Annotated in this window: 1 protein-coding gene; it reads right to left on the bottom strand. The window is 48.5% G+C overall.

Going from position 1 to position 427, the window contains the following annotated elements; all coding sequences use genetic code 11:
- Positions 1-427: IS30 family transposase (locus tag QOS01_RS10475; protein WP_283622278.1), on the bottom strand; the 427-nt coding region annotated here is incomplete at both ends.

Here is a 427-nt window from a genome sequence, read left to right as displayed (position 1 = left end):
AAAACTCGGTTACGGTTCTCATTACTACCGCGTTCATGTGGTGAATAAGCATGGGCAAAATAAACCGGAGTACCAGTTCGCTGCTCAATTGCCTGGTAGTTAGCGAACTCTTTACCATGATCTACGGTAAGCGTCTTGAGCTTGTCTTGAAGTTGACTAGCTAGTTCCAGTACGGCTTGAGTCATGGACTGACTGTCGCGACCATGGAGCCGTTTAACAATGGTCAGGCGACTCTTACGCTCCACAAAAGTAGCCACAGCTTGACCTTTACGTTTGCCAGAAAGCACGGTGTCAGCTTCAAAGTGACCAAATTCCTGGCGAGTTTCGATTTTATGAGGACGCTCCTCAATTGAGCGGCCGTGACTGAACGTACCACGCTTTTCTTTAGCGCGATGGCGACGAATTCCATGATCAGGCAAATCGGGTA

The sequence above is a fragment of the Limosilactobacillus avium genome (assembly GCF_947381485.1).
Taxonomy (GTDB): Bacteria; Bacillota; Bacilli; order Lactobacillales; family Lactobacillaceae; genus Limosilactobacillus; species Limosilactobacillus avium.
This window is presented reverse-complemented; position numbering and strand designations above follow the sequence as displayed.